The sequence below is a fragment of the Spirillospora sp. NPDC052269 genome (genome assembly GCF_040679435.1).
Lineage (GTDB): Bacteria > Actinomycetota > Actinomycetes > Streptosporangiales > Streptosporangiaceae > Spirillospora.
In genome coordinates this window covers 136,155-162,960 of sequence record NZ_JBFAUU010000022.1, presented here as the reverse complement: position 1 = coordinate 162,960, position 26,806 = coordinate 136,155, and the positions used below count along the sequence as shown (strand labels likewise).

The window sequence follows — 26,806 nt, the reverse complement described above, 5'->3', positions numbered from 1 at the left end:
CCCGGGACGCGGCCTCAGGACGAGGCGGGCGTGCGGTCCAGGTTGACCAGGCCGAGCCCGAGCCGGGCCCAGCCGGCCACGAACCGCTTCTCGTCGATCCGGGTCGGCGGCTCGTACATCGACTCGTTGGCCAGCCAGTAGTTCACCACCGCGCCGCCGAGGATCGAGGCGATCGCGGCCCAGTCCTCGCCGGAGTCGGCGAACTCGGGCTGCTGGGAGAGCCAGGTGGCGATGCCGTCGTAGAGCGGGTTGACGATGCCCTCGCGCATCTCCGCGACCAGGTTGGGGAACTGGTCCAGGTCGCGGAACAGGACGCGGATGAGGTCCTGCTCCTCGCGCATCTTGGCCAGGCCGGCCTGGCAGGTCATCCGCAGCCGGACCTCGAGCGGCCGCCCCTCGTACTGGATGGCCTCGTCCAGGACGTCGCTGACCTGCTGCCGGGTGCGCTCGATGTGCTCGCGGATCGCGGCAGAGAGCACCTCCTCCTTGGATCGGAAGTGCCGGTACAGCCCGCCCGCGCCGGGCGACAGGCCCGCCGCGGCCTCGATCTCGGCGACCGACGTCGCGGCGTAGCCCCGGTCGGCGAAGAGCCGGAGCGACTCGGCCACGATGCGCTCGCGCGTGGAAGTCGTCATGTTCGTGTGTTCCCCCATCCGTAGGAAAAGGCTAAGGCATCCGGGAGCGGCCATGCCTCAGGCCCGCTCGGCGCGCGCCCGAAAACCCGATCTACGGGTTCGCCCGGGTCGCCTGCGGCTAGAGTCGTTGGCTTCGCGCCCGTCGCCGGGAGGGGCCGGAACCGGGAAGGGTCGTCGATGGCGATGTCGCCGCGGACGGGAGGCCGGCCGGTCTTCCTGCCCGAGGATTTCGTGGTCCCCACGCTGGTCGCCGGCCAGGGGTTCCGGATCCGTCCGATCACCGTGCACGACGCCATGCGGGACTACTTCGCGGTGATGGACAGCCTGGACGCGCTGCGTGACCGCTTCCACGCCGAGTGGGGCTGGCCGAATGCGGACCTGACCGCCGAGCAGGCCCTGGTGGACGCGGCGTGGATGCAGAAGGAGGGGCAGCTCCGCCGCCAGTTCACCTACATCGTGACCACCCCGGACGAGGAGCGCCAGCTCGGCCGCATCCACGTGCTGCCCGCCGAGCGGGACGCCGAGGACGGCGCGCAGGCCGTCCTGCTGTTCTGGGTCCGGTCCGGCGGGGACCACCCGGGGCTCGGCAAGGAACTGGCCGACTTCGTCCGGCAGTGGGTGGACGCGTCGTGGCCGTTCGAGGCCGTGCGGATCCTCGACCCGGACGGCGGGCCGCCCGAGCTGGTCGAGTCGTCCCCGCTCGAGGCCTTCTGACCGCTCCGCCGCGTCCTACCGGATCCGGCGGACGAGGGCGACCAGGATCCGTCCGATCACCAGGTAGACCACGGCGGCGAGGCCGTAGTCGACGGCCACCTCGACCTTGTGGTTCTTCGGCTGGAAGACGTCCTTGAACTGCCAGGCGAGGTCGTCGGCCCAGCCGCTGATCCGGTGCACCAGCGTGTTGCCGGTGTTGGCGTCGAAGGCCACGAAGACGATGTGGACGGCCAGGATCAGCACGACCACGGTCGTCACGATCGAGATCAACATCACGGTCCAGGCGACGGCGCGTTGCCGGGCCGCCGCCATGCCACCACCGCCGTCGCCGTGGCCGCCACCGCCGGACGGCCCGAGGCGCCGGGTCCGGGACGTCCCGCCGGGCTCGGTGCGGGAGGCGGAGTCTCGCTCTTGCGTCATGGCACCCTCCTTGGGTCGCGCATGGGACTTTCGAGACCGGCGTTTTCCCTGGTGGCGGGGTTGGCGCAGGGGGTGACGGGGATAACTCCACCAGGCACCGCCACAACACCGCACCGGTTCAGCATCGGCCGCGTACACAGCTCCCGCGCTCTCCTACTCGGATCCCGTCGCATCGCCACTACCGGGAGAGCGCGGGTACGCGTTTTCCGGACGTCCGCGACCGAGGGGCCGTCCGCACACGCGGGCCGGCTCTCGCGCGCAGGGGCGTGCGCGGGCCGGAGGGGCGGGCGGCCGGCGGCCGCCACCGGCGGAACCGTCATACCTTCCCCTTTACCCTTTGGGGCGTGCCTTACCAAGAGCCGTTCGCCATCGGATTCGACCTCGACCTGACCCTGGCCGACACGCGGGAGGGGATCGCGGCCGTCTACCGGGCGCTCTCCGACGAGACCGGCGTCCCCATCGACACGGACGCGGTCGTCCGGCGGATCGGGCCGCCGCTGGAGGTGGAGATCGGCCACTGGTACCCGCCGGAGCGGGTTCCGGAGATGACGGCCCGGTACCGCGCCCTGTACGCCGACATCGCGGTCCCCGCGACCGTCCTGATGGCCGGGGCGCGTGAGGCCCTGGACGCCGTGCGGGCCCTCGGCGGAGGCATCGTCGTGGTGTCCGGCAAGAACCAGGCCGACACCGAGCGGACCGTCCGGCACCTCTCCTTCCCCGCGGACGCGGTGGTCGGCGGGGTCTTCGGCTCCGACAAGGGCGCCGCGCTGCGCGAGCACCGCGCGTCCGCGTACGTGGGGGACCACCTCGGTGACGTGGACGCGGCGCGCGCCGCGGAGATCACCTCGGTCGGCGTCGCCACGGGCTCGTTCGACGCCGCGGCGCTCGCCGACTACGGCGCGGACGTCGTCCTGCCCGACCTGCGCGCGTTCCCGGATTGGCTGACCCGCCGTTACGGCGACCGAAACCCGAACGGTCATCAGGAAGGGTGTCCGGACGGATATTCGGATGCCGTCCCGGACGTTCGCCGGTAGCTTCGGGCCGTGCCCCGCAAGGGTTTCCGGCGTCCCGGACGTGTTCTCCGGCAGTCGGTGAGGCACTAATCTTGAGGGCCAACCAAAAGCGAGCTAGACGAGGTTCCCGTGCCCACTGGCAAGGTCAAGTGGTACGACGCCGACAAGGGATTCGGCTTCCTCACCCGCGACGACGGCGGTGAGGTCTTCGTGCACTCCTCGGCACTCCCCGCCGACGTGACGACGCTCAAGCCCGGCCAGCGCGTGGAGTTCGGCGTGGTCGAGGGCAGGCGCGGCCAGCAGGCGCACCAGTTGCGCGCGCTGGACACCCTGCCCTCGGTGGAGAAGGCGATCGCCCGGCAGAAGCGCAAGAAGCCGGACGAGATGGTCGTGATCACCGAGGACCTCATCAAGCTCCTGGACGTCATCTCCAACACCTACCGGCGCGGCAAGCACCCGTCCCCGGCGGAGGTCAAGAAGATCGCCACCGTGCTGCGCGCGGTGGCCGACGACCTGTCCGCCCCGTAGCCGGAGGCGACCCCCCGACCGTCCGACCGCCCGACCGCGCTCGCGAGCGCGGTCGGTGAGCGTCGGCGGCGACACGCCGGGCGTTGGGACGGCTCCGATCCGTGTGCGGCCGGTGCCGTCGCGGACCTTTCACGTGTGCCTCCGGAGCCGTCCGCGGAGCCGCGTCGGGGCGTCGCCGGACGGCTCGCCCGTGCCTGCGCCCGAGTTTGTGGCCGAGGTGTGACCCGCGTCCGCAGGGAGATCACCGGGGTCGCGCCGCCGGTGGTCCTTGAGCGGGATGACCTGCGGATTCGGATATCTCGGCCGGGCGTGCTCGCCGGCCGCGGGCGATCATCGGGGGGCCTGTGGCGAGGGTATGTTCCCGGCGGGGCGGCGATTGACCCTCCGGGGGCCGTGCGTGTGCCCGGCCATGCCCTTCCATGGGCGAGAATTGGAGGGTGAGCCCTACCCGTCAGTCCAGCACCGCGCGTTCCACCGGGTCCCGGTCCGGCGCCGCAGCCGCCGCAGGCTCCGCCGCGGGCGGGACGCGGCGCACCCGTCCGCCCGCCATCGACGCCGCCTGCGCCGAGGCGGTAGAGCTCGCCCGCGCCGCCGCGGAGGAGACCGCCGCCCCCGGCCGGGTCGGTGACCACCTGGGGCTGCGCCCCGAGGCCGAGCGCGTCGTCACCCACTACTTCGCCTGCCTCGACCCCGGTTACAAGGGCTGGCGCTGGTCGGTCACCGTCGCCCGCGCCTCCCGCGCCCGGACGGTGACGGTCGACGAGTGCGTGCTGCTGCCCGGAGACGACGCGCTGCTCGCCCCGGCCTGGGTGCCGTGGCTGGAGCGGCTGCGTCCGGGCGACCTCGGTCCCGGCGACCTGATGCCGACCGCGCCGGACGACGCGCGGCTCGCGCCGGGCTTCACCGACACCGACGACGAGAGCGAGCGGCAGGTCCAGTGGGAGCTGGGCCTCGGCCGTTCCCGCGTGCTATCGGCCGAGGGACGGGGCGAGGCCGCCGAGCGCTGGTACGACGGCGTCGCCGGGCCGCGCGCCCCGATCGCCGCGTCCGCGCCCGCGCAGTGCGCGACCTGCGGTTTCTACGTGACGCTCGGGGGCGGGCTGCGGCAGCTGTTCGGGGTCTGCGCGAACGGGTACGCGCCCGACGACGGCCGCGTCGTCTCGGCCGACCACGGCTGCGGCGCGCACTCCGAGGCGGTGAACCTCCCGGCGGCGTCCGAGCACGGGCCGCCCGTCCTGGACGAGCTGGACTTCGAGATCGTCTCGACCGATGAGGCCGAGGCGGAGGACGGCGCCCACGTCGAGGCCGTCGCCGAGGTCGCCGAGGTCGTGGGCGGCGAGGAGACCGTGGTCGAGGAGGCCCCGGTCAGGAGGGCTCCCGCCAAGCGCGCGCCGGCCAAGCGCGGCGCCGCGAAGGGCAGGACGACCAAGCGCGGCACCGCCAAGAGCAGCACCGCCAAGAGCGGCACCGCCAAGAGCGGCACCGCCAAGAGCGGCACCGCCAAGAGCAAGACGACGACGGCCAAGAGCAGGTCGGCCAAGAGCAAGAAGGCCGGCGGCGACGACTGACGCGGCTGTGGACGATTCGTTCGGGACGGGCGCTCTGCGGGCGCGCGTCCTGCGGGCCTGGTCGGAGTCTCCGGCGCGGTTCCGCGCCGACGCCAACACCGAAGAGGACTTCGCGCTCGGCGGCTACCGCGACCGGGTCGTGGTCGAGCTGGCGCAGAACGCGGCCGACGCGGCGCTGCGGGCGGGCGTTCCCGGGCGGCTGAGGCTCACGCTGCGCGGGGACGTGCTGACGGCGGCGAACACGGGTGCGCCGCTGACGGCGGACGGCGTGGAGGCCCTGTCCACGCTGCGCGCCTCGGCGAAGCGGGACGAGTCCGGATCCGTCGGGCGGTTCGGCGTCGGCTTCGCGGCCGTGGTCTCGGTCAGCGACGAGCCGTCCATCCTGTCCGGTTCGGGCGGGGTCGTGTGGTCGCTGGAGCGGGCGCGGACGCTGGTCGCGGATGTCCCGGAGCTGGCGTCGGAGCTGGCCGTCCGGTCGGGGCACGTGCCGCTGCTGCGGCTGCCCTTCGCCGAAGGCGGGGACGGGGTTCCGGAGGGGTTCGCGACGGTCGTCCGGCTGCCGCTGCGGGACGGGACGGCGGTCGAACGCGTCCGGGCGCAGCTCGGCGAGGTCGGTCCGGCCCTGCTGCTCGCCCTGCCCGCGCTGGAGTCCGTCGAGATCGACGTGGACGGGGACGTCCGCGAGGTCCGGCTCGGGGAGTGGCGGACGGTCGAGGCGCACGGCGAGATCCCCGCCGAGCTGCTGGCCGACCGTCCCACCGAGGAGCGGCTGCGCACCGGCTGGCAGGTCCGCTGGGCGTTGCCCGCGGGCGCCGGGCGCGTCCTGTCGCTGGAGAAGGCCGGGGTTCCGGCGGTGCTGCACGCGCCGACGCCCTCGGACGAGCGGATCGACCTGCCCGCGCTGCTGATCGCGTCCTTCCCGCTCGCCCCCGACCGGCGGCACGTCGCGCCGGGGCCGCTGACCGACTTCCTGGTCGAGCGGGCCGCCGACGCGTATGTCGATCTTCTGCGCGGTCTTCCCGTCGGCCCCGAGGTGCTCGGGCTCGTCCCGGGTCCGGTCGGGGCCGGGGAGCTGGACGCGAAGCTGCGCCGCGCGATCCTGGCCCGCCTGCCCGAAACCCCGCTGCTGCCCGGTCCGATGCGAGGCCGGGACGCCGTCGCCGTGGACGCGCCGCCGCCGTTCCTCGAGCTCATGGCCGACGTCATGCCCGGCCTGCTGCCGCCGGGCTGGCCGGTCCGGAGCACGGCGCTCGACGCGCTCGGCGTCCGGCGCATGGAGCTGGCCGACGTCGTCGACGCGCTGGTCTCCCTCGAACGGCCGCCGGGCTGGTGGAGGTCGCTGTACGCGGCGCTGTCGGGGGCGTCCACGGACGGTCTCGGCGCGCTGCCCGTCCCGCTCGCCGACGGGCGGCTCGCCCGCGGCCCGCGCGGCACGCTGATCACGACCGGGGACACCTCGGCGCTGGAGCCCCTCGGGCTGCGGATCGTCCACCCGGACGCCGTCCACGGGCTGCTGACCAGGCTCGGAGCGATCGAGGCGGGTCCGCGCCAGCTGCTCGCCGACCTGGCCGTCCGGGCGGCGGTCGAGGAGTCCTTCGACGCCGACGACCCGGACGCGATCGCCGACGCGGTGCTGACGCTGGTCCGCGAGTCCCGGCTCGACCCGGGCGACGAGCCGTGGCTGGAGCACCTGGCGCTGCCCGCGGGCGACGGCGATCTCTACGCGGCCGGGGAGCTGCTGCTCCCGGACAGCCCGCTGCACACGATCATGGCCGAGGACGCGCCGTTCGCGACCGTCGCCGCCGAGCTGGTGGAGCGGTTCGGCGCCGAGGCGCTGGCCGCCGCCGGGGTCCTCTCCGGTCCGGCGGTCGTCCGCGCCGAGGACGTCAACGTGATCGGTCTCGCCGACGCCGCCGACACCCTCCACCTGGACGGCGAGGACCTCTGGGCCGAGGACGTCCTGCGCCGCACCGGCGACCAGGACCTTCCGCCCCTCGTGCCCGAGTTCGCCGCCGTCCGCGACCTGGAGCTCGTGCAGGACTGGCCCGCCGCGCTGGGCCTGCTGGCCCGCCCGCCGCTGCGCGCCGCCGTCGTCGAACCGGCCCTGATCAGCGTGGACGGCGGCCGCCGGGTGACCGCGCCGTCCTATACGGCGTGGTGGCTGCGGCGCCATCCCGTGCTGGACGGCCGCCTGCCCGGTCAGTTCCGCATGCCGGACGGCTCGGACCTGCTGAGTGGCCTCTACGACGAGGCCCCGGACGCCCTGGACGAGGGGTTCCTGCTCGCGCTGGGCGTCCGCACCACCCTGGACGATCTTCTCGACGAGCCGGGCGGCGCGGCCGAACTGCTCGACCGCATGGCCGATCCCGGCCGCGTGATCTCCCGCGAGCACCTCGGCGTCCTGTGGACGGCCCTGGCCGCCGCGGTCCTCGCCGAGGCCGCGCCCGCCGTGGAGCCGCCCGAGGCCGTCCGGGCGATCGTGGACGGCCGGGTCGAGGTCGTGGACGCCGCCGACGCGCTCGTCCTGGACCGCCCCGACCTGCTGCCGCTGCTGACCGGCCAGCCGCTGGTGATCGCCGCGTCCGGCAGCGCGGGCGCGCTCGCCGAGCTTCTCGACCTGCCGCGCGCGAGCGACGAGGTCACCGGTGAGCCGTCCGGGCCGGGGACGCGGGCGGCGGTCCCGGAGGCGGTCAGGGCCGTCCTGCCGGACGCTCTGGACACCTACCTGGCTCATGATCGGCTGACCGTGGACGGCGTGGACGTCCCGTGGTGGGTGGGCGACGGCGGTGTCCACGCGTCCGGGCCGTCCGGGCTGGCGCGCGCTCTGGCCTGGACGTCCGGCGCCTGGCCCGACCGGCACCTCGCCGAGGCCGTCCTGCGCGCCCCGGAGGACACCGCGACCCTCCTGGCCGAAGCCGACCTGGAATCCTGACGATCTCCGCTCCGCGCCTCTGACGGTCTCCGCCCGGCGCTTCCGGGGAGCCTGGCGATCTCTCCTCGGAGACCTCTGGCAAGGGCGCTCCGGGCGATCTAGGATCCCGCCCAAGCGGGGTTCCCGGCGGGGGTCAGGAGCCGTGCTTGGCGGCGCGTTCGGCGGCGAGCCGGGCCCGGGACGCCTGGAGGCGCGGGACGTACCAGACGGCGAAGAGGCCGATGCCGGTGCCGACGGCGCACACCCACAGCCACCAGCGTTCGTCCGACGGGAGGCCGACGAGCAGCAGCACGACCAGCGCGACCGCCCAGGCGACCGTCCCGGCGATCGCGATGTGGACGTCATTGGTCGCGAGCGGCTGCGGATCGGGGCGGCGCGGACGGCTCATGCGTTCAGCCTAAGCGCAGAAGGCCCCGGCCGGACCGCCGCCCCCGGTTCGAAACGGGCGCCGACGTGGGACGATGGAAACAGGGACAGCAGGGAAGGGCATCTGACCGTTGGACACCACCACTCCCGGCCTGGCCGAGGAGCTGCGCATCTCCGTCGCGCGACTCTCCCGGCGGCTGCGCACCCTGCGTCCGGCCCGTCCCGAGGACGCCCGGCCGCCGCTCACCCTCACCCAGTTCGCCGCCCTCGCCGCGTTGGCCCGGCACGGTTCCATGACGCCGCGCGAGCTCGCCGACCATGAGAAGGTCCAGCCGCCGTCGATGACCCGGGTGATCGCGTTCCTGGAGGACCAGGGCCTGCTGGAGCGCACCCCGCACCCGACGGACGGGCGGCAGGCCGTCCTGGTCCCGACCGAGGCCGGACACGCCCTGCTCGCCGAGGAGCGGCGGCGCAAGGAGCAGTGGCTCGCGCGCCGGCTCAACGAGCTTTCCGACGAGGAGCGCGACATCCTGCACCGGGCCGCGCCCGTGCTGGACAGGCTCAGCCGCTCCTGACGCCCCTATTTCCCCGCGTATCACCACCTCTCGCCCGTATGGCGGAATACCGGTCACCGGCATATCGTTAGCAATGTAAAAGACTTTGGTGGTGGCGGCGGAGGTGTGTCTGCGTGGGGGTGGCCCTCGGGACCGGATCGGCGACGGAGACGACGAACACGACAACGAGCACGACGACGAAGACGACGAAGACCTCTGAAGTGGAGATCGAGACCGGGCCGGTCGAGAGGCCCGGTGAGGAGGGCGAGGCCAGGAACGGCATGTTCCGGTCGCTGCGGAACAAGAACTACCGGCTGTACGCCGGCGGGCAGGTCGTGTCCAACACCGGCACCTGGATGCAGCGGGTGGCCCAGGACTGGCTCGTCCTGGAACTGGCGCACGGCGCGGGCGGCACCGCCCTCGGGATCACGACCGGACTCCAGTTCCTGCCGCTGCTGCTGTTCGGTCTGTGGGGCGGCGTGATCGCCGACCGGTATCCGAAGCAGCGCGTCCTGATGCTCACCCAGACCGCGATGGGGCTGCTGGCCCTGGTCCTCGGGGTGCTCGCCGTCACCGGGACGGCACAGGTCTGGCACGTCTACGTGCTGGCGTTCCTGCTCGGCCTCGCGACCGTCGTGGACAACCCGACCCGGCAGGCGTTCGTGGTCGAGATGGTCGGACGCGAGGACCTGCCCAACGCGATCGCCCTGAACAGCGCCACGTTCAACGGCGCCCGGCTCATCGGGCCCGCGGTCGCCGGAGTGCTGATCGCGGCGATCGGCACCGGCCCGGTGTTCTTCGTCAACGCGGCCTCGTTCGGGGCCGTCCTGCTCAGCCTGAACCTGATGCGGACGGACGAGCTGAACACCGTGGAGCCCGTCGCGCGGGCCAAGGGCCAGCTGCGCGAGGGTCTGCGTTACGTGCGCGGACGGGCCGACCTGATGCTGGTGCTCGTCCTCATCGGGGTCGTGTCGATGTTCGCGATGAACTTCCAGATCACGGTCGCGCTGATCTCCCGACAGGTGTTCCACTCCGGGGCGTCCACGTTCGGGCTGGCGTCCACGATGATGGCGGTCGGCGCGCTCACCGGGGCGCTGCTGGCGGCCCGCCGCGCGGCCCGGCCGCGGTTCCGGATGCTGATCGGCGCGGCGGCGGTCTTCGCGGCCCTCGTCACGGTCGGCGGGCTGATGCCGACCTTCTGGGCCTACGTGCTGTCCCTGGTGCCCGCCGGGATCGCGATGATGACCTTCACGACCGCGGCGAACGCGACCATGCAGCTGGGCGTCGAGCCCGAGATGCGCGGCCGTGTCATGGGCCTCTACATGCTGGTCTTCCTCGGCACCAACCCGCTGGGCGCGCCGATGGTCGGCTGGATGTCGCAGATGTTCGGCCCGCGCGCCACCGTCGTCGTCGGCGGGCTCGTGGCCCTGGTCGCCACGCTGGTCGTCGCGGCCGTGGCCGTGCCGCGCGCGGAGATCCGGCCGCGGCTCACCAAGCTGATCGAGGCGACCGCGGGACGCTGACATCGCACGTGGGAGGGCATTTCACGTGACAACGACGGTCCGGGCTGAGAGGCTGACGGACGTGGCACCCCGGACGTACGCATGAGGTTGTTCGTCGCGCTGTTGCCTCCGCAGGACGTCCTGGACGAGCTGGAGGCGTTCGTCGCGCCGCTGCGGGGGATCGTGCCGGAGCTGCGCTGGACGCGCCGCGAGCTGCTGCACGTCACGCTCGCGTTCTTCGGTGACGTCGACGACCGGACCGTCGAGAAGCTCCTGCCCCGGCTGGAGCGCGCCGCCGCGCGCCACGACCGGCTGTCGCTGTCGCTGGCGGGCGGCGGGGCCTTCCCGGACGGCGGCGCCCACGCGCGCGTGCTGTGGACGGGCCTCTACGGCGACCGCCGCGATCTCGCGACGCTCGCCTCCTCGGCGGCCGCCGCCGGACGCCGCGCCGGAACCACGCCGGACCGTCACAGCACGTTCCGCCCGCACCTCACGCTCGCCCGCAGCCGCAACCCCGTGGACGTCCGGCCGCTGCTGGAGCCGATGTCCTCGTTCGCCGGCCGGCCGTGGACGGCCGAGACCGTCCACCTCGTCCAGAGCCGGCTGCCCGCCAAGGGGCGCACGCTGGTCGAGTACGAGCCGCTGGAGTCCTGGCCCCTGCGGGCGCCGCGTCCGGGCTCCGGGGATTCGGAGCCCGCGGATGCGGAGCCCGGGGAGCCGGAGCCCCGGGCCTCGGAGTCGGGCGGCTAGAGCTCCGGCGGCGGGGGCGTGGGGCGGTCGGCGTCCGGCGGGCCCCAGGGGAGGCCGTAGCGCTCGCAGGCGCGGCGCAGCTCGGCCAGGTCGGGCGGGAAGGTGACCTGGCGCAGGACGCGTCCGGTCGGGCTCCACACCACCAGGCGGGGCATGCGCTCGGCGGCGTCGTCGATGCCGACGCCCGCCACACGGTCGCGCCCCAGCTCCCAGCGGACGCGTCCGCGCCGCGTGACGACGGCTAGCCCCGCCGGGGACACCCGCAGGCGCGGCCGGTCGCGGTCGTGCAGCCAGTAGCCGCCCACCCCGACCAGCAGCCCCGCCGGGACGGACCAGCTCGCCGTGGTGACGAAGCCGCCGAGGTCCGGGCCGAGCCAGGCGGCCCCGACGATCGCGACGATCTCCGCGAGCAGCAGGCTCATCCCGTAGGTGCCGAGCCGGGACCGGCGCGTCGCGTCCAGCAGGACGCCGGGCGCGTCGGCGGGGGTCGGCACGGCGGGCTCGCCCTGGACCGTCCCGGGCTCGACACCCGAGGTCAGGGCGGGTGTGGCGCCGGTCTCGAGGTCGCCCGCGCTCGCGGGGAGGGTCAGCGTGCCCACCGCCGAGTGGAACGCGGCGTTCAGGTACGCGTCGTACTCGGCGTCGTTCACGGGCAGGCCCTCGCGGCGGGCGGACTCGCGCAGGTCGGTGCGCGAGATCCGCAGCGCCGACAGCGGCGCGGCGAAGAACTCGTCCCCGTCGGAGTCGTAGAGCCGGACCCAGGCGTGCCCGGCGATGGTGAGCAGCTCGATTCCGCCGAGCCGGTCCTCCGGCATTCGCAGGACGACCTCGCCGGTGGCGTCGGCCCAGCCGAGCCCGCCGTCCTCGACGACCAGCCGTCCGCCGGGCACCCGCGCGAAGATCTCCGGCAGCCCTTCGAGGCCGTACTCGGGGGAGCGCGGGGCGCGTGCGCCCGGCGAGACGACGCGGTAGCCGCGGTCGGCGAGGGCGTGCGCGAGCTGGAAGGCGTCCAGGCCGTGCGCGGGCAGCCGCGCGATCAGCCGCAGCCGGTGGTCGAACGCCAGGACGGACAGTTCGCTGCGCCGGGGCTTCCCGGTGAGCGAGTCGGCGCGCAGGCCCGGCCCGAGGACGAGCGCGGCGATCTCCGAGGCCGGGACGCTCAGGGCCCCGCGTGTCGGGACCACACCGCGTTCCTCAGCGTTCGGCGCGCTCACGCGGGCTTCGGCCGAAGGGGCCTCCGCCTGGGACGTCCAGGACGCCGCGAGGGCCTTGGCGGCGCGGTGGGGGCGACGCGTGCGCGCGCGGCGCGGACGGCGCGAGACCTCGATGACGTCGCGGTCGATCGTCCAGACCGTCCGCCTGGACGCCACGGACCGGCGGCGGGACGCGTGGACGGCGGTCAGCGACGCCAGCACCCAGCAGGCGGCCGCGACCCGGACGCCGAACCCGGCGGACCCGTCGATCGCCAGCCGCAGCACCATGACCGCGCCGAGCGCGCCGGAGAGCCAGCCCAGCAGCAGGACGCGGCGGCGGGACGGCACCGGCTCGGCGGACGTCAGCACGGCCGGCCCGGCCGCCGGGGGCGCGGTCTCGGCGTCGTCCTCGTGGGCCGCGGCGAGCAGTGCGGCCTCCTGGTCGAGCAGCCGCCGCTCGGCCGCCAGGTCGCGGGTGGGGCCGAGCGGGATGACCAGCTCGGCGTCGTCGTCCCCGGGATCCTCGCCGGGGGGACGGCCCGGCTCGTCCAGCGCGGGATCGAGCAGGTCGGAGACCTCGCCGTGCACCAGCCGCACCGGGATGCCGAGCCGCCGCGCGGTCACGAACAGCGCCAGCGGCTCCAGGCCGAGGTGCGGCAGCGGGCCGATCGAGGCGGTGCCGAACTTGTGCTGGACGACGAGCACGCCGTCCGCGGTGGTGACGCCCAGGCCCTCGATCCGGTCGCTTTCGTAGCGGGACAGGACGGCGCCGTCCGGGCCGATCCGCTCGAGGCCGCGCTCGGACAGCCGCCAGTAGGCCGGGTCGCGGTGCCGCGCCGCCCACGGCAGGACGGCCGCGACCGCGCCCGCCAGCCACGGCCCCGCGGCCATGGCGAGCACCAGCGCCGCCCACAACCAGCCAGGACGCACCGGCGCGAGCGCCGCCGCCACCGTCAGCAGGACGAACGGCCCCGGCGCGACCGGGCGAAACCGGCCGCCGAACCCGTGCAGGCCGACCAGCTCATGTTCCACAGTCCGCATCCTCTCGCGGGAACCGCCGGGCACGTAGCCTCCTTTTGCCATCCGCTGGCCGTTCTGACGGTCATCAGGGGTTTTGCGAGGGTTCTCGGCCCGGGGTCAGCGTCGGCGCCGGACCAGTCCGTATCCGACGAGCCCGGCGATCCCCAGGACCAGGATCAGCGCGATCCGCCGTCCGCCGGTGTGCTTGAGATGGCCCCGGTCATGATCGTCTTTCCCCGGTGGCGTGCCGGCCAGACCCTTCGGGTCGGGCGGCGGGGACACGCCGGTGACGGCGTCCGCGCCGGTCAGCGGGACCTGGAACACCGCCTGCGCCTCGCCCTCGGAGCCCACCAGCAGGGACGATCCGTCCGGCGTGAAGGTGAGCGACTCGCCCTGCTCCTGTGGCGGCAGCGGGATCGAGTGGGAGTCGCCGGGGGTGCCGTCCGGCCTCATCTCGTAGACGCGCGCGCCGAAGTAGGTGCGGATGACGAAGTTCCGCCCGTCCGGGGCGAACGCGCCGTCCGTGGCGAAGGGCGGAGCATCGCCGATCTTGCGAAGCCTGTTGAACCCGCTGGTGGAGAGCTTGGCGGGCGCCTCGTAGAGCGCGCCGGTGAACAGCTTGCTCGCGACGTAGAGCCGGTTCGTCCGCGGGTCGATCATGAGCGTCTCGGCGTTGCGCGGGCCGCCGTCGTACTTGAACCGGAACGCGGTCGCCTCGACGGTCTGACTCCGCAGGACGTCCGGCTCGGTGATCCGGTACACGGTCGTGTAGGGCCAGGCCCCGCCGAGGTTGTCGCCGATGTCCGCGACGAAGATCGCCGGACGGCCCCGGTCGTCCCGGCCCATCGCGATGGCCTCCCAGTCGCGGTTCTTCGCGCCCGCGAGGGTCAGCACGGCCCGCACGCCGCCGTCCGGCCCGATCGCGAAGATCTGCGCGGTGCCGCCGGAGTCGTTGTGGGTGTAGACGACGCCGGGGTGCGCGGCGCTGGCCGCCAGCCCGCTGGACTCCAGGATCCGCTCATCGTCGATCTTGAACGCGACCCGTGCCCCGGGTGTTCCCGCCGAACCGGACGGAGCGGGAGAGGGGGACGGGGCGGCGGTGGCCGGAAGCGGCCAGAACGCGGCCGCGACGGCGAGCGCCAGGGCCGACGCGGCGACCCGGCTCAACGCAGCACGGAGCCGACGACCACGGCGAGCACGAGCGCGGTCAGCACGGTCGGGAGCAGCCATCGGGGCGCGCGGTTCACGTTCCGAGCTTATTCGGCCCCGGAGCGGGCTCGAACCGGCCGGTCATGAGATACGTCTCATCGAGCATGTGCGGATTGTTCGGGCTGCTGCGCGCGCCCGGCGCGTCCCATCCGGAACGCGCCTCGGACGTCGTGGTCACCCTGGGGACGCTCGCCGAGGAACGCGGCACCGACTCGGCCGGCCTGGCCCTGCTGACGGGCCTTCCCGCCGGACGGGACGCCGCCCCGCTCGCGGGCGTGGCGGACGACCGGGGCAGCGACCTCGTCCACGACGGCTGCCACGTGGTCAAGGGCCGCGGCACGTTCTCCGGCGTCTGGCGCCCGGGCCTGCTCGAGGAGCTGGACGGCGCGCCCGTCGTCCTCGGCCACACCCGCTGGGCCACACAGGGCACCCCGCACTCCCTCGACAACGCCAGCCCGCTGGTCATCGGGGGCGCGGGCGCCGCCGGCCCGCACGCCGCGCGCGCCGCCGGGATCGTCGCCACCCACAACGGCGACATCGAGGCCGGGGCCCTCCGTGCCCGCTTCGCCCCGCCCGGCGCGACCGGCGGCACCGACTCCGAGCCGATCTTCCAGATCCTGGCGGGCCGGACGTCCGTGCCCGACGTTCTGGCCGTCCTCACCGCCCTGGTCGGACGCGCCGCCCTCGCCTGGGTCGACCGGGGCCGCCCCGAGATCGTCCACCTCGCCCGCGCCGCCTGCAGCCCCCTCTCGGTCGCCGTCGACGACGAGCAGAACCTCTACTGGGCGTCCAACCCCAAGTGGTTCCGGCTCGCCGAACGCCACACCAGCGTCCGCTTCGCGACCATCGTCATGCTCCGCGAGGGCACCTACCTGCGCCTCGGCCCGCCCTACCCGGGCGCCCGCCCCGAGGTCCTCACCGGCGCGGGCTTCACCCCCACGGCCCGCGCCTACGACCTCGACGACCGCGTCTGGACCGGCTTCACCCCGTCCGACGCCGCCCGCGACCGTGCCACCCTCCGGCACCGCGTCGCCCCTCTCCTTCCGTCCACTCCCGGCGGCCGCACCACCACCCCACCCGCCACCGTCGCCTGACCCGGAAAGCCGAAAGGGCGGACACGCACTCGTGTCCGCCCTTTCAGCCGTCAGGTCAGAGGTGCTCGACGACGTACTCGATGCAGTTCGTGAGGGCCTCGACGTCGGCCGGGTCGATGGCCGGGAACATGCCGATGCGCAGCTGGTTCTTGCCCAGCTTGCGGTAGGGCTCGGTGTCCACGATGCCGTTGGCGCGCAGCGTCTTGGCGACGGCCGCGGCGTCGACCTCGTCGGTGAAGTCGATCGTGCCGACGACCTGCGAGCGCTGGGCCGGGTCGGCGACGAACGGCTTGGTGTAGGAGGTCTTCTCGGCCCAGGTGTAGAGGCGCTGGGACGAGTCGGCGGTGCGGGCGGTGGTCCAGGCCAGGCCGCCGTTGCCGTTCATCCACTCGATCTGCTCGGCGAGGAGCAGCAGGGTGGCGACGGCGGGCGTGTTGTAGGTCTGGTCCTTGGCGGAGTTGTCCACGACCGTCTTCAGGTTGAAGAACTCCGGGATGTACCGGTCGGACGCGGCGATCTCCTCGATGCGGGCCAGCGCCGCCGGGGAGGCGAGGGCGAGCCAGAGGCCGCCGTCGGCCGCGAAGCACTTCTGCGGCGCGAAGTAGTAGACGTCGGTCTCGCTGACGTCCACGGGCAGGCCGCCCGCGCCGGACGTGGCGTCCACGAGGACGAGCGCCTCGTCGGCCGAGGTGCCCGCGGGGCGCGCGATCGGCATCGCGACGCCGGTGGACGTCTCGTTGTGGGTGAGGGCGTAGACGTCGATCCCGTCCTCGGCGCGGGCCGTGGGGTGGGATCCCGGGTCGGCGGAGATCACCGACGGGTCGTCCAGCCAGGGCGCGCCCTTGGTGACCTTGGCGAACTTGCTGGAGAACTCACCGAACGCCAGGTGCTGCGACCGGTTCCGGACAAGGCCGAAGGCGGCCGCGTCCCAGAAGCAGGTGGTGCCGCCGTTGCTGAGCAGCACCTCGTAGCCGTCCGGCAGCGAGAACAGCTCGGACAGGCCCGCGCGGACGCGCCCGACCAGGGACTTCACCGGCTTCTGCCGGTGCGAGGTGCCGAAGTAGGTGTCGCCGGACTCGGCGAGGGCGGCGAGCTGCTCGGGACGGACCTTGGACGGCCCGCAGCCGAACCGGCCGTCGGCGGGCTTCAGGTCGGCGGGGATGACAAGGGAAGGATTCGCGCTCTCGGTCACCCGACGAAGGTTACCGACCGTCCTCCCAAGATCGCCGGTCGGACCACATGCCGAGACGCTTCTCACCTGTGCCGGAGCGCGATCGGCCGTCCGTCAGCGGCTCCGGCGGCGGCGCCGGAGGGCCAGGGCGACCAGGAGCAGGACGCCGAGGACGCACAGCCCGGCGTTCACGGCGGGCGGGTACACCCAGTCGTCGCCGCGCTGCCGCGCCTCGTGCGCCGTCCGGGCCGAGTCGTAGGCCAGGAACGCCAGGAAGAGCGACAGGAGCCAGAACGCGACGCGTCCGGCGGCCGCGTTCGTGCGGCGCCGGCGCTCCTCGCGTTCGTCCTCCAGCCGCCGCAGCTCGGTGGCGACCGCCGCACGCCCGCCGGACGACGCGCCGGCACGCGGCTCGTCCGCGGTGTTCGCGGTGTTCGCGCCGGGCGCGTCCCGGAGGACGGGCGCGGACGGGCCGATGTCACCTTCGAGGGGTTCGTCGTCCATGGAGGACGAGCGTAGGCACGAACAAGGCCCCTGGAGAACCAGGGGCCTCACGTGTCGTGCGACCGGCCAGGTCGTACAACCGGCCAGGTCGTACTACCGGTCACGCCCGAGGGCGGCGGCGGAGGGTCAGGCCGTGTAGCGCTTGAGGGCGTCCGCGGAGCCGGCCACGTCGCTGATCGAGCGGGTGCCCGGGCCGGTGTAGCGGGCCGAGGGGCGGACCAGGCGGCCGGTGCGCTTCTGCTCCAGGATGTGCGCGGCCCAGCCGGCGGTGCGTCCGCAGGTGAACATCGCGGGCATCATCGCGGTCGGGACCTCGGCGAAGTCCAGGATGACCGCGGCCCAGAACTCGACGTTGGTCTCGATCGCGCGGTCCGGACGGCGCTCGCGGAGCACGGCCAGGGCGGCGTCCTCCAGCGACTTGGCGGCCTCGTAGCGCGGCGCGTTCAGCTCCTTGGCCGTGCGGCGCAGCACGCGGGCGCGCGGGTCCTCGGCGCGGTAGACGCGGTGGCCGAAGCCCATCAGCCGCTCGCCCGAGTCGAGGATGCCCTCGACCACGCGGCGGGCGTCGCCGAGCTGCTCGACCTGCTCGATCATCGGCAGTACGCGCGCCGGGGCGCCGCCGTGCAGCGGGCCGGACATCGCGCCGATCGCGCCCGAGATGGACGCGGCCACGTCCGCGCCGGTGGAGGCGATGACGCGGGCGGTGAAGGTGGAGGCGTTCATGCCGTGCTCGGCGGCGGAGACCCAGTAGGCGTCGATGGCCTGGACGTGCCGCGGGTCGGGCTCACCGCGCCACTGGATCATGAACCGCTCGGTGATCGTCTTCGCCTCGTCCACACGGGACTGCGGGACGACCGGTACTCCCACTCCACGCGCGGACTGCGCGACGAAGGACAGCGCGTTCGCCGATACCAGCGCCAGGTCGGCGCGGGCCTGCTCGTCGGAGATGTCGAGCAGCGGCTTGAGGCCGTAGCGCGGCGCGAGGGCCGGCAGGCCGGCCTGGGCGTCCACGCGGACGTCGCCGGAGACGACCGGCAGCGCCAGCGCCGGGGCCGGGGTCAGGCCCGGGTCGAAGGCGTCGTCGACCAGGAGGCCCCAGGTGTCGCCGAAGGAGACGCGCCCGACGAGTTCCTCGATGTCGACGCCCCGATAACGGAGGGCGCCGCCCTCTTTATCCGGTTCGGCGATCTCGGTCTCGAAGGCGACGACCCCCTCAAGACCGGGTTTGAAGTCGGACATGTCGTCCTGCCTTTCGTCCCCATGAGTGATAAGGCGGTGCCGTGCCATTGAACCCTGTCCGCCCTACTGGCTAGTACCCAGGCCCCTGTGAGTTGCACAATGCCCAGGTGAGAGGCTCGAACGATGTGAGTGCGCCCGATCCCGCACGGCTCCGGGAATCCTACGCAGGCGGAGAGTTGGTGGAGGAGGGCCTCCCCGCCGAGCCGCTTCCGCTGTTCGCGGAGTGGTTCTCGGCCGCCGCCGCCGTGGGGCTTCCAGAGCCCAACGCGATGATCGTCGCGACCGCGACACCGGACGGCGTGCCGTCCGCGCGGACCGTCCTGCTGAAGGGCTTCGGCCCGGACGGCTTCCGGTTCTTCACCAACCTCGAATCCCGCAAGGGACGCGAACTCGCGGCGAACCCGCGCGCGGCCCTCGTCTTCCCCTGGCACCCGATGTACCGGCAGGTCCGGGTGGAGGGGACGGTGACGGAGCTGTCCCGCGAGGACGTCCTCGAGTACTTCGTCAGCCGCCCGCACGGGTCCCGGATCGGGGCGTGGGCGAGCCACCAGTCGGCGGTGGTCGAGGGCCGGGCGGAGATCGAGGAGCGGTACGCGGCGCTGACGGACGAGTGGCCGGACGGCGTGCCGCTCCCCGACTTCTGGGGCGGCTACCTCGTCGTCCCGGAGGTGGTCGAGTTCTGGCAGGGACGCCCGAACCGGCTGCACGACAGAATCAGGTACCGCCGTGAAGGCGGCGAATGGAAGGTCGAGAGACTCTCCCCGTGAGCTCCCCCGAACAACAACAGGTCCAACCCCAGGAACCGACCCCCGAGACCACCCCGGCACAGGACGAGCCCGCCGAACCCGAGAGAGCCGAGGGCGCATCCGCCGGCGCGGGATCCGGCGAGCAGCCGGGCACCTCGGGGTGGCGGCGGATCGCGATCGACACGCGTCCCCTCGCCCATCCCGCCTACCGTCGGCTCTGGCTCGGGCAGGGCGTGTCGTTCGTCGGGTTCCAGGTGACCTCGGTCGCCGTGCCCGTCCAGGTGTGGGGCATGACCCACTCGTCGCTGTGGGTGGGCGTGCTGGGCATCGCCAACCTCGTCCCGCTGATCGTCTTCGGGCTGTGGGGCGGCGCGGTCGCCGACCACATGGACCGGCGGCGGCTGCTGCTCATGGCGTCCCTGGTGTCCTGGACGGCGACGCTGGTGCTGATGCTCCAGGCGCTGCTGCACGCCGACAGCATGGCGCTGATCCTGGCGGCGGTCGCGGTCCAGTCGGTCGGGTTCGCGGTGTCGTCGCCGACCCGCGGCGCGATCATCCCCCGGCTCGTGGACGAGCCGCTCGTGCCCGCGGCCAACACGCTGAACTTCACCGTCCAGACCGTGGGGACGCTGTGCGGGCCGCTGCTCGCCGGGCTGATCCTGACGCACTGGAACTACTCGGCGGCCTACGCGCTGGACGCCGTCCTGTTCACCGTCGGCCTGTACGCGGCGGTGCGGCTGCCCTCGATCCCGCCGCTCGGCGGCGGGGGCGCGCTCGGGCTGCGCTCGGTGGTGGACGGCCTGCGCTTCATCGTCACCCAGCCCGTCCTGCTGATGTCGTTCGTCGTGGACCTGATCGCGATGGTCGTCGCGATGCCGCGCGCGCTGTTCCCGGAGATGGCCGAGACCCGGTTCGGCAGTGAGGGCGCGGTCGGCTGGCTGGTCGCCGCGATCGGGTTCGGGGCGCTGCTGGGCGGCCTGGTGTCCGGCTGGATCGGCCGGATCCACCGGCAGGGCGTGGCGCTGGTCGCGGCCATCGCGGTCTGGGGCGTCGCGGTCGCCGCCGCCGGGCTCGCGCACGCGCTCTGGCTGGCGTTCCTGCTGCTCGCCGTGGGCGGCGCGGCCGACCTGGTGTCCTCGGTGTTCCGGCAGTCGATCTTGCAGACGTACGCGCCGGACGAGATGCGCGGCCGCCTCCAGGGCGTGTTCACCGTGGTCGTCGCGGGCGGGCCGAGGCTGGGCGACCTGCGCGCGGGGGCCGTGGCGTCCGTCGCGGGCGCGGGCACCTCGTGGGTCGGCGGCGGGCTGGTCTGCGCCGTCCTCGTGGTGATCGTCGGACTGGCCGTCCCGTCGCTGATGACCTACGACACACGCGGCTGAACCCTCGTCCCCGGGCCGGGCCCCGACGGGCGCCCCGGCCCGGGGACGAAGATCCGATCTTGCTTCGCCCCGGCCGTGACCGGCCGCAGCAAGTAGACTCGATGGTCACAACACTGGAGGGAGCTCGTGACCTCACACGGCCTGATCGACACTACGGAGATGTACCTCCGGACGGTGTTCGAGCTCGAAGAGGAGGGGATCGTCCCTCTCCGCGCGCGCATCGCCGAGCGCCTCTCGCAGAGCGGCCCGACGGTGAGCCAGACGGTCGCCCGCATGGAGCGGGACGGCCTGCTCAGGGTCGAGGGGGACCGGCACCTGGAACTGACCGACTCCGGCCGGAGCCTGGCGGTGTCGGTGATGCGCAAGCACCGGCTGGCCGAATGCCTGCTGGTGAACGTGATCGGCCTGCCCTGGGAGGACGTCCACATCGAGGCGTGCCGCTGGGAGCACGTGATGAGCGAGGAGGTCGAGCGCCGGCTGGTCGCGCTGCTCGACAATCCGACCGTCTGCCCGCACGGCAACCCGATCCCCGGACTCTCCGATCTCGGCGGCCGCGCCGAGGTCGACGAGCCGCCCGTCCTCCCGATGGCGGCGGCGGCCACGGAATCCGGGACAAAAGCGATTGTTCGGCGTATTTCCGAACAGGTGCAGAGTGACAGCGATCTGATGCTTAGACTCAAGCAGATCGGGATACAACCGGGACGAGAGGTGACTCTTCGGACGACCGACGACGGGGTGCGGGTGGTCTGTGACGACGAGACCGACGGCCCGGAGACCGACCTGCCGGCCGACATCGCCGGACACGTGTTCGTCAGCCGCCGCTGACGGCGCGGCCCATGCCCCCATGGGCGGAGCCACACCAAAGATCTCCGTTCCGTCGCCACGAACCGGCGCGTCCAGCGCGCCGGATCGTCGTTCAATACCTCAAGTGGCGTCCGGCGCGGGTCGGCCAGTCCGTCCGCCCCGGGACGCGTCGCGCGGAAGGGCTGTGGTGAGCGGACGAGCGGAGACCGGCGAGGTCGGAACGGGTACCGGGGCGCGCCCCGCCCCGGGCCGGCGCGTCGCCCCCGGGGAGTGTGGCGGATCATGAAGCGTTGGGGTGAGCCGCCGTTCGAGGCGCTCCTGCCGCCCGAGACCGTCCTCGCCCAGATGGAGATGGCGGTCGTGGTGTGCGACCGGTTCTCCAATGTGATCTACGGCAACCACTTCGCGCGGCAGCTGTTCGGGTTCGGCGGGGACGAGGTCATCGGGCACTCGATCCTGTCCCTCGGCATCGCCGAGGAGGACCACGAGCAGGCCACCGAGCTGGCCAAGCACGTGCTCAAGGGCGGCGTCTGGGAAGGCACCTTCTGCAACCAGCGCGCGGACGGCTCGACCGTCTACACCCGCGCGCACGCCGTCCCGCTGCGGCACCCTTCGGGCGCGGTGGACGGCATCGTGATCTTCGCCCGCGAGGCGCTCCGCTCCAACCAGCGCGAGCAGGACCGGTACGGCCTGCTGGAGCGCATCGGCGAGCGGCTGTCGGCGTCCCTGGAGCTGGCCGCGACCCTGCAGCGGGTCGCCGAGACGCTCGTCCCGCAGTTCGCCGACCACTGCTTCATCGACCTGTTCGGCGGCGACCGGCTGTACCGGCGCGTGTCGGCGCACGCGGGCGGCTGGGAGCCGCCCCCCGGCACCTGGGCCGAGACCGGCGAGCCGGTGTCGTACCCGCCCGGCCACTTCGCCACCCGCGCGATGAACCGGCGCGACGCCGTCCTGGTCGAGGACATGCTCCAGCACCGGTTCTCCGCGCCCACGCAGGAGTCCCAGCGGCTCGGCGACGCGATGGGCATCACCTCGGTGATCGCCGCGCCGCTGATCGCGCGCGGCGAGCTGCTCGGCGTGATGTCGCTGGCGCTGTCGAACCTGTCCCGACGCCCGGACCCGCACTACGACGGTTTCGACCGCGACCTGATCGGCGCCATCGCGTCCCGGATCGCGCTCGCCGTCGACAACGCGCTGCTGTTCGAGGAGGAGCGCGAGACCGCGCTCGCCTTCCAGAAGCACCTGCTGCCCGGCGAGCGCCCGCCCAAGCTGGACGGCCTCCAGATCGCCTGGCGGTACGAGCCCGCCCGTCCGCTGGAGTCGCACGGCCACGGCATCCAGACCCAGGTCGGCGGCGACTGGTACGACGTGATCCCGCTGTCGGCCGGACGCGTCGGCCTGGTCATCGGCGACGTCGAGGGCCGCGGCGCGCGGGCCGCCGCCGTGATGGGCCAGCTCCGCGCGGCCCTGCGCGCGTTCGCGCAGGACGACAAGCCACCCGCCGACATCCTGCGCAAGCTGGACGAGTGGGTCCGCACGATGACCCGGCCCTCCCGGATCACGTCCGGCTGGAGCAACGACGACCTCGTCCGCCCGCCGCTGGTCTCCTGCACCTACTTCGTGTACGACGCGTGGTCGCGGGTGCTGGAGTTCGCCAACGCCGGGCACGACCCGCCCCTGCTGGTCGTCGACGGCGAGGTGCACGACCTGGAGTTCGAGAGCGAGGGCGCGATGCTGGGCGTCCGCGCCCAGGGCATCGGCGGCGAGATCCTGTTCAACGAGGAGACCGCCGAGCTGAAGCCCGGCTCCACCCTTGTCCTGTACACCGACGGGCTGATCGACCGGCGTCCGCGCGACGACGGCGGCTACCACACCCGCGAGCAGGCGCGCGAGGCGGTCCGCAGGGCCGTCGCGAACGTCGCGCGCAAGGACGTGGAGACGATCGCGGGGGCGGCCTACGACGCCATCCCCGGCGACATCGCCGACGACGTCGCGATCGTGGTGATCCGCACGGCGCCGGACGAGCTGGCCGTCGCCGACCGCACCTTCCCGGCCGAGCCGATCATGGTGTCGGAGGCGCGGCGGATGGCGTCGGACGCGTTCGCCGCCTGGGGAATGCCCGCCGAGCAGGCCGAACTCGCGTGCCTGCTGGTCTCCGAGGTCGTCACCAACGTCGTCCTGCACGCCACCACGACCCCCGCCCCCCGGCGCGAACTGGTGCTGGACGGCGGACCCCAGGTGCACTTCAACCTGGACGAGGACGACTGGAACCTCGACCCCGACCCGCTGGGCGCCGACCTCGGCCGCCGCGAACCCCCCACCAAGGAGTTCCGGGTCCGCCTCCGCAGGGGCGCGGACGCCGTGTGGGTCGAGGTCTTCGACACCGACATGCGCCTGCCGCGCATCCGCAGCGCGGGCGAGACCGACGAGGGCGGCCGCGGCCTGTACCTGGTCGACCAGCTCGCCACCCGCTGGGGAGCCCGTCCCACCCAGGACGGCAAGGCGGTCTGGTTCCAGCTTCCGTTGCGTTAGCGACGGTCAGGGGATCAGGACGGCGGCGCCGGCGAAGCGGTCGGCGCGCAGGTCGTCGAGGGCCCGGTCGGCTTCGTCCAGCGGGTACTCGTGCGTGGTGACCCGCAGGTTCAGGCGGGCGGCGAGGGTGAGGAACTCCTCGCCGTCCGCGCGGGTGTTGGCCGTGACCGACCGCAGCCCGCGCTCCTGGAACAGGTGGCGCTGGTAGTTCAGCGACGGGATGTCGGAGAGGTGGATGCCCGCGACGGCCAGCGTGCCCCCGCGGTCGAGCCGTTCGAGCGCGGCCGGGACGAGTTCCCCGGCGGGCGCGAAGCAGATCGCGGCGTCCAGCGGGGACGGGCCGATGTCGAACGAGTCGCCCACCCATGCCGCGCCGAGGTCGAGCGCGAGCGCGCGGTCCTCCTTGCTGCGCGTGTGGACGTGCAGCTCCGCGCCCTCGGCGAGGGCGATCTGCGCGGTCAGGTGGGCCGAGCCGCCGAAGCCCCAGATGCCGAGGCGTCCGCCGGGCGGGAGGTCGGTGCTGCGCAGGGCCCGGTAGCCGATGATCCCCGCGCAGAGCAGCGGCGCGGTGTGGGCGATGTCCAGGCCCTCGGGCAGCGGGTAGGCGAACGCGTCGACGCCGAGCGTGAACTCGGCGTAGCCGCCGTCGGCGTCCCAGCCGGTGTAGACCGAGCGCTCGCACAGGTTCTCCCGGCCCCGGCGGCAGAACCGGCAGGCCCCGCACGTGCCGCGCAGCCAGGCGATGCCGACGCGGTCCCCGGGCCGGCGCAGGCAGTCCGGGCCGGCGGCCACGACCTCGCCCACGATCTCGTGGCCGGGCACGACGCCGCGGCGGTGGACGGGCAGGTCGCCGTCCAGGACGTGCAGGTCGGTACGGCACACCCCGCACGCCAGGACCCGCACGAGCAGTTCGCCGGGGCCAGGTTCGGGCACGTCCAGCTCGGTCCGCTGCAGCGTTCCCGGTTCGGGAACCGTCCACGCGCGCATGAGTCCACGCTACGCCGCGGCGTCCGCGATGACTCGGACCGGGCGGGCGGTGGCCCTGGGCGGGCCGGGGCTGGATCGGCTGGGCGGAGGTCCGCCGGTGGCCCTAGATGGGCTCGGCGGCCAGGTGCGCCCAGGACTGGGTGAACCAGAGCTCGCCGCCGATGATGCGCGGTTTGGCGCCGGTGCGGGGGCCGCCGTCCACCTCGTCCAGCATCTCGGTGCGGATCACGTCGGCGGCGTCGGGATCGGACGCCCCGGCCAGCCACGGCTCCAGCGGGCGCTCGATGGCGAACACGTCCAGGCGCTGGACGTTCGCGCCCGCCGACACGATCAGCTCGGTGAGGCCCGCGATGGACGGCGTGCCGGGGTGGTTCGGGTCGCGCAGCCGCTCGATCCGGTCGCGGTCGGTTCCGGCGGTGTTGCCGCGCACGAGGTCGGCGATCACGATCCGCCCGTCCCGGCGGCAGACCCGCAGCAGCTCCCGCAGCATCTGCTCGGGGCAACCCAGGCGGAACAGTGCGAACCTGGTCGTGACCAGGGAGAACGAGCGGTCCTGGTAGGGCAGCGCGCACGCGTCGGCGTGGACGGCGCCGCGCGGCAGGTGGCGCACCTCCAGCGGCGACCCGGCGGACGGCGGGACGGCGTCGAGCGGCTCGTCGCCGAGGTCGGCGATGCGCACCGGGCCGGTCGCGAAGGTCGTCGTGGGCGTCCGGGGGGTCCGTGGACGGCGCGGGGGCATCGCGTCCACCGCCGTGACCCGCCGCACCAGCCCGGCGAGCGCCCCGGGCAACGGGCCCGGGCCGCGCGCGACGTCCAGGCAGACGTCGTCGGCGCGGGGCTCGGCGAACTCGAGCAGCCGCCGCAGATGGGGCGCGACGGTGCGGCCGGGCTCGTGGAGTGTGGTCGCCGGATGCGGCACGTCAGGACTCTCCCTCGGCTCGGGGCGGCGAAGCGGCGGGGTCCCCCTCCGCCCGCCGCAGGTCGACGACCTGTGGCGGCGGCGTGGAGGGCTGAAACCGGTTTCGTCAGTTATGACTCCGTGACACGGCCATAGGTTCGACTTCGATGTAGAACATCTCCACCGGTTTCCGCCGGTCGCGGCCGGAGTCGGCCGCAGGTGTCCGTCCGCTCGTTCGGGCGTGTCCGGTGTGCCGGTGTGCCCGGCCGGGGGTGGGCGTCCGTCCGTCCTGGTGGGCTAGCTGCCCAGCTGGTGGCCGAAGAGGGCGAGCGCGACCAGCGCGAACACGACGATCACGGCCATCCGCGTCGGCGAGCCCAGCTTCAGCCGCGCCGCGACCCACCGGACGCAGAAGGCGACCAGCAGCCCCGTGACGATCAGGGCGAGCAGTGCTTGCATGAACGGCCACCTTCGTTCGGGGGGACGGGCCTTCACCCCCGACGATAACTCGGTCACAGGTGGGTTACCGGCCGGTCGCCCCGGGGGATAACCTCCCGTTCGTGGCTGATGTGACGGAAACCAAGAACAAGGGCGTCGCCGAGCGGCTCGACGCGGTCATGCTGAACGTCGCCCGCGGCCGGGTCGCGCTGGGCCTCACCGCGTTCGCCGCCCCGAAACTGACCGTGAAGGCCATGGGCCTCGGCAAGGACACGGACGCGGGACGCGACTATGTCACCCGCATGTTCGCCGCCCGCGAGATCGCCCTCGGCGCGGGCTACCTGCTGAGCCGGGGCCATGCCCGCAAGACCTGGGCCCGCCTCGGCCTCGTCGTGGACGGCCTGGACACCGTGAACGGCCTCCGCAGCCGTCCCGGCCTTCCCCTGTGGGTCTCCGCGGGCGCCATCGGCATCGCCGGCGGCACCGCAGCCCTCGGCGCCGCCAAGGTCACCCGCGACCTGGTGACCCGCGGCCCCGCCTCCTGAGCGCCCTCCTCTCCTGAGCACCCTCCTCTCCTGAGCACCCTCGTTTCTGAGCGTCCGGACCCCGC

Annotated in this window: 24 protein-coding genes and 1 pseudogene; 14 read left to right on the top strand and 11 right to left on the bottom strand. The window is 73.7% G+C overall.

The genetic code is table 11. The features are described from left to right. Positions 1–14: 14 nt before the first annotated feature. Entirely contained in the window at positions 15–635 is a 621-nt protein-coding gene (locus AB0L06_RS37000) for a TetR/AcrR family transcriptional regulator (RefSeq protein WP_500235857.1), read from the bottom strand. 177 nt (positions 636–812) lie between these two features. On the opposite strand from AB0L06_RS37000, the gene AB0L06_RS36995 reads away from it, so the two are divergent. After that, on the top strand, positions 813–1,349 hold the full coding sequence (locus tag AB0L06_RS36995; protein ID WP_500235856.1) for a GNAT family N-acetyltransferase: 537 nt from the start codon (positions 813–815) through the stop codon (positions 1,347–1,349). A gap of 15 nt (positions 1,350–1,364) precedes the next feature. Here AB0L06_RS36995 and AB0L06_RS36990 read toward each other — a convergent pair whose 3' ends face one another. After that, the gene (locus tag AB0L06_RS36990) at positions 1,365–1,769 is read right to left on the bottom strand and encodes a hypothetical protein (RefSeq protein WP_500235855.1); all 405 of its coding nucleotides are present in this window, start codon (positions 1,767–1,769) and stop codon (positions 1,365–1,367) included. 344 nt (positions 1,770–2,113) lie between these two features. On the opposite strand from AB0L06_RS36990, the gene AB0L06_RS36985 reads away from it, so the two are divergent. From AB0L06_RS36985 to AB0L06_RS36970, 4 genes and pseudogenes are all read left to right on the top strand, one after another. Beyond that, positions 2,114–2,803, top strand: coding sequence for an HAD family hydrolase (locus AB0L06_RS36985; RefSeq protein WP_500235854.1), 690 nt, complete (start codon positions 2,114–2,116; stop codon positions 2,801–2,803). A gap of 108 nt (positions 2,804–2,911) precedes the next feature. Then, positions 2,912–3,310: a cold-shock protein gene (locus AB0L06_RS36980; protein ID WP_500235853.1), complete on the top strand. Its 399-nt coding sequence runs from the start codon at positions 2,912–2,914 to the stop codon at positions 3,308–3,310. A 548-nt stretch (positions 3,311–3,858) separates the two neighbouring features. After that, positions 3,859–4,596, top strand: a pseudogene (locus tag AB0L06_RS36975) (DUF3027 domain-containing protein); the annotation flags it as partial. A 289-nt stretch (positions 4,597–4,885) separates the two neighbouring features. Next, positions 4,886–7,810: a sacsin N-terminal ATP-binding-like domain-containing protein gene (locus tag AB0L06_RS36970; protein ID WP_500235852.1), complete on the top strand. Its 2,925-nt coding sequence runs from the start codon at positions 4,886–4,888 to the stop codon at positions 7,808–7,810. Between the two features lie 133 nt (positions 7,811–7,943). Here the strand turns inward: AB0L06_RS36970 and AB0L06_RS36965 are convergent, their stop codons facing one another. After that, positions 7,944–8,198, bottom strand: a complete 255-nt coding sequence (locus AB0L06_RS36965) for a DUF2530 domain-containing protein (protein ID WP_500235851.1) — start codon at positions 8,196–8,198, stop codon at positions 7,944–7,946. A 109-nt stretch (positions 8,199–8,307) separates the two neighbouring features. On the opposite strand from AB0L06_RS36965, the gene AB0L06_RS36960 reads away from it, so the two are divergent. The 3 genes from AB0L06_RS36960 (at position 8,308) to thpR (ending at position 10,982) form a co-directional block, all read left to right on the top strand. After that, on the top strand, positions 8,308–8,751 hold the full coding sequence (locus AB0L06_RS36960; protein WP_500235850.1) for a MarR family transcriptional regulator: 444 nt from the start codon (positions 8,308–8,310) through the stop codon (positions 8,749–8,751). 113 nt (positions 8,752–8,864) lie between these two features. Next, on the top strand, positions 8,865–10,253 hold the full coding sequence (locus AB0L06_RS36955; protein WP_500235849.1) for an MFS transporter: 1,389 nt from the start codon (positions 8,865–8,867) through the stop codon (positions 10,251–10,253). An 81-nt stretch (positions 10,254–10,334) separates the two neighbouring features. Then, positions 10,335–10,982 carry an RNA 2',3'-cyclic phosphodiesterase gene (thpR, locus tag AB0L06_RS36950; RefSeq protein ID WP_500235847.1) on the top strand — a complete coding sequence of 216 codons (648 nt, stop codon included), beginning with the start codon at positions 10,335–10,337 and terminating at the stop codon, positions 10,980–10,982. Here thpR and AB0L06_RS36945 read toward each other — a convergent pair. Continuing rightward, complete coding sequence (locus AB0L06_RS36945; protein ID WP_500235864.1) at positions 10,979–13,216, bottom strand: hypothetical protein; 2,238 nt, start codon at positions 13,214–13,216, stop codon at positions 10,979–10,981. The genes thpR and AB0L06_RS36945 overlap by 4 nt on opposite strands. A gap of 96 nt (positions 13,217–13,312) precedes the next feature. Then, positions 13,313–14,362: a hypothetical protein gene (locus tag AB0L06_RS36940; protein WP_500235846.1), complete on the bottom strand. Its 1,050-nt coding sequence runs from the start codon at positions 14,360–14,362 to the stop codon at positions 13,313–13,315. 125 nt (positions 14,363–14,487) lie between these two features. Between AB0L06_RS36940 and AB0L06_RS36935 the strand changes: the two genes are divergently transcribed. After that, the gene (locus AB0L06_RS36935) at positions 14,488–15,498 is read left to right on the top strand and encodes a class II glutamine amidotransferase (RefSeq protein WP_500235845.1); all 1,011 of its coding nucleotides are present in this window, start codon (positions 14,488–14,490) and stop codon (positions 15,496–15,498) included. A gap of 55 nt (positions 15,499–15,553) precedes the next feature. On the opposite strand, the gene serC is transcribed toward AB0L06_RS36935, so the two are convergent. The 3 genes from serC to AB0L06_RS36920 all read right to left on the bottom strand — a co-directional run bounded on the left by serC (position 15,554) and on the right by AB0L06_RS36920 (position 18,412). After that, the gene (gene serC / locus AB0L06_RS36930; RefSeq protein ID WP_500235844.1) at positions 15,554–16,690 is read right to left on the bottom strand and encodes a phosphoserine transaminase; all 1,137 of its coding nucleotides are present in this window, start codon (positions 16,688–16,690) and stop codon (positions 15,554–15,556) included. 93 nt (positions 16,691–16,783) lie between these two features. Next, entirely contained in the window at positions 16,784–17,173 is a 390-nt protein-coding gene (locus AB0L06_RS36925; protein WP_500235843.1) for a hypothetical protein, read from the bottom strand. A gap of 126 nt (positions 17,174–17,299) precedes the next feature. Further along, positions 17,300–18,412, bottom strand: coding sequence for a citrate synthase 2 (locus tag AB0L06_RS36920; protein WP_500235842.1), 1,113 nt, complete (start codon positions 18,410–18,412; stop codon positions 17,300–17,302). Positions 18,413–18,591: 179 nt separating this feature from the next. On the opposite strand from AB0L06_RS36920, the gene pdxH reads away from it, so the two are divergent. The 4 genes from pdxH to AB0L06_RS36900 all read left to right on the top strand — a co-directional run bounded on the left by pdxH (position 18,592) and on the right by AB0L06_RS36900 (position 23,873). After that, positions 18,592–19,179 carry a pyridoxamine 5'-phosphate oxidase gene (gene pdxH, locus AB0L06_RS36915; protein ID WP_500235841.1) on the top strand — a complete coding sequence of 196 codons (588 nt, stop codon included), beginning with the start codon at positions 18,592–18,594 and terminating at the stop codon, positions 19,177–19,179. Beyond that, complete coding sequence (locus AB0L06_RS36910) at positions 19,176–20,537, top strand: MFS transporter (RefSeq protein ID WP_500235840.1); 1,362 nt, start codon at positions 19,176–19,178, stop codon at positions 20,535–20,537. Before pdxH ends, AB0L06_RS36910 begins: the two co-directional genes overlap by 4 nt. A 126-nt stretch (positions 20,538–20,663) precedes the next feature. Then, entirely contained in the window at positions 20,664–21,362 is a 699-nt protein-coding gene (locus tag AB0L06_RS36905) for an iron-dependent transcriptional repressor DtxR (RefSeq protein ID WP_500235839.1), read from the top strand. A gap of 261 nt (positions 21,363–21,623) precedes the next feature. After that, a complete protein-coding gene (locus AB0L06_RS36900) occupies positions 21,624–23,873 on the top strand; it encodes an ATP-binding SpoIIE family protein phosphatase (RefSeq protein ID WP_500235838.1) in 2,250 nt (749 codons plus the stop codon). Between the two features lie 6 nt (positions 23,874–23,879). Here AB0L06_RS36900 and AB0L06_RS36895 read toward each other — a convergent pair whose 3' ends face one another. From AB0L06_RS36895 to AB0L06_RS36885, 3 genes are all read right to left on the bottom strand, one after another. Then, positions 23,880–24,860, bottom strand: coding sequence for a zinc-dependent alcohol dehydrogenase family protein (locus tag AB0L06_RS36895; protein WP_500235837.1), 981 nt, complete (start codon positions 24,858–24,860; stop codon positions 23,880–23,882). A gap of 103 nt (positions 24,861–24,963) precedes the next feature. Further along, the gene (locus AB0L06_RS36890) at positions 24,964–25,779 is read right to left on the bottom strand and encodes a class I SAM-dependent methyltransferase (protein ID WP_500235836.1); all 816 of its coding nucleotides are present in this window, start codon (positions 25,777–25,779) and stop codon (positions 24,964–24,966) included. A 276-nt stretch (positions 25,780–26,055) separates the two neighbouring features. Next, entirely contained in the window at positions 26,056–26,217 is a 162-nt protein-coding gene (locus AB0L06_RS36885; RefSeq protein WP_500235835.1) for a hypothetical protein, read from the bottom strand. Between the two features lie 101 nt (positions 26,218–26,318). Here AB0L06_RS36885 and AB0L06_RS36880 point away from each other — a divergent pair, with 101 nt between their 5' ends. After that, positions 26,319–26,741: a hypothetical protein gene (locus AB0L06_RS36880; RefSeq protein WP_500235834.1), complete on the top strand. Its 423-nt coding sequence runs from the start codon at positions 26,319–26,321 to the stop codon at positions 26,739–26,741. Positions 26,742–26,806 lie beyond the last annotated feature (65 nt).

Coding starts and splice junctions, on each gene's coding strand:
- AB0L06_RS36965 (WP_500235851.1), bottom strand. CDS start 8,198: ATGAGCCGTCCGCGCCGCCCCGATCCGCAGCCGCTCGCGACCAATGAC.
- AB0L06_RS36935 (WP_500235845.1), top strand. CDS start 14,488: ATGAGATACGTCTCATCGAGCATGTGCGGATTGTTCGGGCTGCTGCGC.
- AB0L06_RS36920 (WP_500235842.1), bottom strand. CDS start 18,412: ATGTCCGACTTCAAACCCGGTCTTGAGGGGGTCGTCGCCTTCGAGACC.
- AB0L06_RS36895 (WP_500235837.1), bottom strand. CDS start 24,860: ATGCGCGCGTGGACGGTTCCCGAACCGGGAACGCTGCAGCGGACCGAG.
- AB0L06_RS36945 (WP_500235864.1), bottom strand. CDS start 13,216: ATGCGGACTGTGGAACATGAGCTGGTCGGCCTGCACGGGTTCGGCGGC.
- AB0L06_RS36900 (WP_500235838.1), top strand. CDS start 21,624: ATGAAGCGTTGGGGTGAGCCGCCGTTCGAGGCGCTCCTGCCGCCCGAG.
- AB0L06_RS36885 (WP_500235835.1), bottom strand. CDS start 26,217: ATGCAAGCACTGCTCGCCCTGATCGTCACGGGGCTGCTGGTCGCCTTC.
- AB0L06_RS36995 (WP_500235856.1), top strand. CDS start 813: ATGGCGATGTCGCCGCGGACGGGAGGCCGGCCGGTCTTCCTGCCCGAG.
- AB0L06_RS36925 (WP_500235843.1), bottom strand. CDS start 17,173: ATGGACGACGAACCCCTCGAAGGTGACATCGGCCCGTCCGCGCCCGTC.
- AB0L06_RS36990 (WP_500235855.1), bottom strand. CDS start 1,769: ATGACGCAAGAGCGAGACTCCGCCTCCCGCACCGAGCCCGGCGGGACG.
- AB0L06_RS37000 (WP_500235857.1), bottom strand. CDS start 635: ATGACGACTTCCACGCGCGAGCGCATCGTGGCCGAGTCGCTCCGGCTC.
- thpR (WP_500235847.1), top strand. CDS start 10,335: ATGAGGTTGTTCGTCGCGCTGTTGCCTCCGCAGGACGTCCTGGACGAG.